4 protein-coding genes are annotated in these 4,607 nt (G+C 46.8%); 2 read left to right on the top strand and 2 right to left on the bottom strand.

Going from position 1 to position 4,607, the window contains the following annotated elements; all coding sequences use genetic code 11:
- Window positions 1-651 (top strand): RNA-guided endonuclease TnpB family protein (locus P5683_RS22985; RefSeq protein ID WP_315669486.1); only part of this gene is annotated, 651 nt, incomplete at its 5' end.
- A 241-nt stretch (window positions 652-892) separates the two neighbouring features.
- A complete protein-coding gene (locus tag P5683_RS22980) occupies window positions 893-1,087 on the top strand; it encodes a hypothetical protein (RefSeq protein ID WP_039932137.1) in 195 nt (64 codons plus the stop codon).
- On the opposite strand, the gene P5683_RS22975 is transcribed toward P5683_RS22980, so the two are convergent.
- Window positions 1,082-1,840 carry an MBL fold metallo-hydrolase gene (locus P5683_RS22975; protein WP_193521013.1) on the bottom strand — a complete coding sequence of 253 codons (759 nt, stop codon included), beginning with the start codon at window positions 1,838-1,840 and terminating at the stop codon, window positions 1,082-1,084. The genes P5683_RS22980 and P5683_RS22975 overlap by 6 nt on opposite strands.
- A 168-nt stretch (window positions 1,841-2,008) precedes the next feature.
- Window positions 2,009-4,222 (bottom strand): phosphoketolase, encoded by a 2,214-nt coding sequence (locus P5683_RS22970; protein ID WP_315641111.1) that lies wholly within the window; start codon window positions 4,220-4,222, stop codon window positions 2,009-2,011.
- Between the last annotated feature and the right edge of the window lie 385 nt (window positions 4,223-4,607).

The following is a 4,607-nucleotide window of genomic DNA, read 5'->3' as shown; positions in this document are numbered from 1 at the left end:
TTTTTCGTAGAAATCACACCAGAAATTACACCGAAATATCGAGAGAGAATCGGGGTAGACCTAGGAATTAACAATTGGGCGACTTGCTCCGATGGGACCCAATTCTCTAATCCCAAGGCTTATAAAGCAGCGACCAAAAAACTAGCCAGATTACAACGTCATTTAAGTCGCAAAGTCAAAGGCTCAAAAAATCGGGCCAAATGTCTCTTAAAAGTTCAAAAGCTACATCAAAGAGTAGCTAATATTCGCCGTGACACGATTCATAAAATCACTACTTTTTTGGCTAAAAACCACAGCCAAGTAGTCATTGAAGATTTGAATGTGTCAGGTATGCTGAAAAATCATGGTTTGGCGGGTTCTATCGCTGATGCTTCATTTTATGAGTTCCGTCGGCAACTAGGTGACAAGGCAGAACGTTATGGTTCAAAGTTGATTATTGCCGATAGATTTTATCCATCCAGTCAACTTTGTTCTAATTGCGGTTATCGTCAAAAAATGCCCCTAGTCCGTCGGACTTTTGAATGTCCAAACTGTGGCCTGAAGATTGATAGAGATTTGAACGCCAGTATAAATTTAGAAAAATCGCCTGGTTCCGACGATTACACTTGTGGACGGGGTGCTGCCGACAGTCCCGGACGAAGCCAGAAATAAACATCAATATCCGGCTATGTCCGGTTTTGTTTAAGTTTTATAGAGCAGACATAGATATTTTATATTTGCAATTTACACTGATGACCCTAGCCCGGATGCAAGGGTATTTATGATCGAACAAGCTGGCATTCTCGCCACGAAAATTGCTACCAGTGTGATCTAGTATATCAAAAAGTAGTGAAAAGGGGGTTGACACGGCGGCGCTAGTCGGCTATGATAGGAGTATATCACATAATTAGATGTGAGCCAAAATAATATTTTCGCAACTATCGCCATTATCTTATACTGTAGCACGGACTCCCTGAAAAAGATAGGGTTTTCTGAAAAAAAAGCGCGGGGGCGCGCCCAGAAAATTTTTTTTTGCCACCTAGGTTTACTTTTCCGAAATTCCCGGCTGGGGAAAAATGCGATCGCCTCTATGGAAAGCCAACTATAAATCAATGGCAAAACGTTCACCCGCCTGCGGATTAAGCACGCGAGTTTTCAGGTTATTGCGAGCGATGAGAGAGCGAAAATCTTCTAGGTTTCCGACTACCTTTAAAGCCGCAACTAATAATCCCTCATAGGAGACATCACCAGCGGCGGCGGTTGGTAATATCACCTGTGGCTGTACCATTTTGGTTAACTCTAGGGCGGATTTTGTGCCACGAATAATGGGACCTATCAAGGGTAAAGCCAAATCCATAATAGGAGTAATTACGACATCAATGGGAGCCAATTCTTTCAAAGTGGGGGAATGATAGCCGTGGGGTTCATAATAGAGACTGTGGTGAGTAGTAGTATCAGAGATAACATAGCCATTTTCCACCAAAGTCGGACCAATAGGGGAACCGGGAACCGCCCTAATTTCGAGGCTCGCGCCCAGTTGAAAAGTCTCCCCATGATTCAAAGAATGAACCTGAGTATAACCCAATTCTCGCACCACCTTAGCCGCATTAGGGGAAGCGACGACGGGAATATTTTTATCGAGTATTTTTAAGGTAGGAATATGAGCATGATCTTCCAACCCCTGAGACAGAAGGATAGCATCAATGCGTTCGGGAATGGGGCGAGTTTTCTGTTTTTCCCCTTTAAATAACCAGGGTAAATTACCAAACACCAAAGACCCCACCAACCAAGGGTCAACCAGGATAGACTTACCAGCCATCTCCACTAACCAAGAGTTACTGTCCAACCAAGTTAGATACATAAGGTATAATTGCAGATTACATCAAGATTATATTGTGACACCAATCAGAGTTGGAAGGGTGTCGAGTCCTAGGAAGAAGTAGGAAGAAGTAGGGGGGGGTCGGGGAGAATGACGGAAAACGGGAATACTCCTCCCCCCCAACGGACACGCAGGAAAAACCAGTTAAACCTAGTGGATTAACTCGATCGCTCTTTTAGTCAAAGTCTCAGCAGTCAAGCCATTAAAAGCCATCAACTGACCCGCACTAGAAGTAGTTTCTCCCCGTTTCCAGGCGAAAGTATCGCGGCGGACACTACTACGCAACATAATCGGTTCCAGCATCAAACTAGCGCCGCCTGTCACCCCAATCAAAGCATCCCCACCAAACAAATTATCGAAGAGTTCATCACTGATAAAATCGCCATCAGGTTCGGAACAAGTATCCCAAGCGACATCAGTAGGACGATACAAACGGCGGGGGTTAATCACGGAGACAATGCGAGTACCAATTCCCTCGGTTTCCAGGTAAGCCGCCGCCTCAAAAACGGGGATTAAAGTCATATCTCCAATGACAGCAAAAACGACAGTTTTATCACCTTTGACTTCTTCCAAAATCACGGCTCCATCTCGCAAGCCTTGGCGGGTTTGTTCAAAGGTAGTACGAATCGGTAAAGGTGACTTACTAGCAGTAATAGTAATGCCCTTATTTTTAGTATTGAGTGCCCATTGATAACAGACCTGGATACTATTGGCATCTGGGGGAAACAGAGCGAAAACATTACCGTTGCGTAACATAGCGGCAAAATAAGCCTCAATTTCCGGGCGTTGGTGAGTCCAGCCGTTGCGTCCCTGTTCCAAAGCGCCGGCGGTAAATAAGGTAATGGTGGAGGGGGTGAGGTGGCGCAACTCAGCCATAGCCTGGGTGACAGTTTGCCAAATCGGTAAACCATTAATAGCAAAAGACTCGTAGGAACACCACAGAGTCCGTGCGCCCATTAAGGCTAAACCTGCAGCCATTCCGGCGCAAGCGTCTTCACTGAGTGGCTCATAAACCTGTCCATTGGGTCCCTGGAAATAGGTATCATCAGGGGTAGGGTGAATAATTTTCAGGGCTTGGTTAATGTTGTTAATACCGGAAGCGGCGTTACCATCGGCGTTGGTGACGAGAAAATGGGGGTCTTTTTGGCCAACATGACCAACGATCGCCCCCATAGCGGTAGTTGCGACTTTCGGATCACCGCCGACTTTATATTCTTCTAAGGGGAGTGTACCCAAATCGGCGATCGGGTACTCAAACTCAGTTACGACTGTCTTAGAAGCGGGACCACCGCCTGCTCGTTCAATGTTTTTACGCACCAACTCCCAAGCGGCTACTGGTAGCGATCGCTCCTGGAGGGCCTTAATAATATGGGGACTGTCGAGGGTATCTCCGGGATAGAGATTATGGGATTTCGCACCCCGGGCATGAACACCGGCCCCTTTGAGTTGTTTAATAATAAATACGGTCAATGTACCATTTAGGGCGGATTTTGCGGCTTTGTCTACTGTTTCCATCACCGCCTGGGTGAAAGCCATGCGCCGATCAATGGAAAAAGCGGTACTATCAACATAATCTCCGGGTTGGTTTTGGTCGTCGAAGTCTTTAGCATCGACTAGCAAGACTTCTTTGAAGCCGTTACCTTTCCAATAGGCGATCATTTCCTCATTAGTTTTAGTGGAGACCATGCTGTGATGTTCCTGGCTGTAGCCATTCCAAACTAATATGGGCAGGAAGTTGGTTACATTAGGATAGGCTGTGTTAAAATGCGCCATGCTGCTCATGGGGTAAGGCTCTCCCATACCACCATCACCTAGGGTGAAGGGGAAGAGTTTGTCCCTGTGTAAGAGGGCGGCGGCCATGGCGAAATGCTGACCTTGTCCTAGGGGTCCGGCGGGGTTCAGTAGACCGGGAATATAACCGGAAAGATGCCCCAGCAGTCCGTGCATTTCCCGGAAGCGATCGCGCAGTTGTTGCACGGTGTAGATTTCCATGTCTTCTAAGGAGCGATCGAGGAAAACCGCGCTATAGAAGCCTGGCGCATGGTGTCCCACTTCCGTAATAATATTTTTATAACCCAGCATGACTAAGGCTGCATAGGCTTCCGCTTGGCTGGCGAAACCCCCTGGGTGTCCTGATGCTTTACTACCTGTTACCTGTAGAATTAAGTACCGCAGCGCGTCCGCGTACAGCAGGGTTTGATATACTGCTACGGGGTCTTTAGGGTCGGAAATAGCCACTTTCCCCTCAGCTATGGCTGGCTTCTGACCGTAAGTTTCTAATCTGGGGAATGTTTCGCTAAAATACTGGATGCCCTGACAAAATTCGGGAATGGCGGAAACGGGTTTTGATGTGGTTGCGGTCATGCTTTATACCTAATTGTCTTTCCGGTTTTGATTAATATGGTAATTTATTTTACCGAACAATTGGGCGAATTTCTCCGGCTAAAGGCGGTGGGTCAGATGAACAAAATTGGCCGTTGACCCGATAGGTTATCCCTGTGACGCGCCCTACGAGGGTGATAATTATTAATTGTAGAGGCGGGTTCTGCTGTTAGTTCTCCCACCCCACCGTTTGCTTAGAAACCCGGTTTCTTGACCACGATAGGGGCGGTGCGTCAGATGAACAAAATTGGCCGTTGACCCGATAGGTTATCCCTGTGACGCACCCTACGAGGGTGATAATTATAGCACAAAACAGGAAAGTTAGGACGTATAATGGAGAGGACGAGATGACTAAGAAGACCAAAAA

The sequence above is a fragment of the Limnospira sp. PMC 1279.21 genome, assembly GCF_032349615.1.
Classification (GTDB): domain Bacteria; phylum Cyanobacteriota; class Cyanobacteriia; order Cyanobacteriales; family Microcoleaceae; genus Limnospira; species Limnospira fusiformis.
Note: the sequence above shows the minus strand (reverse complement) of the source record. Positions and strands in the feature narration are given on the sequence as shown.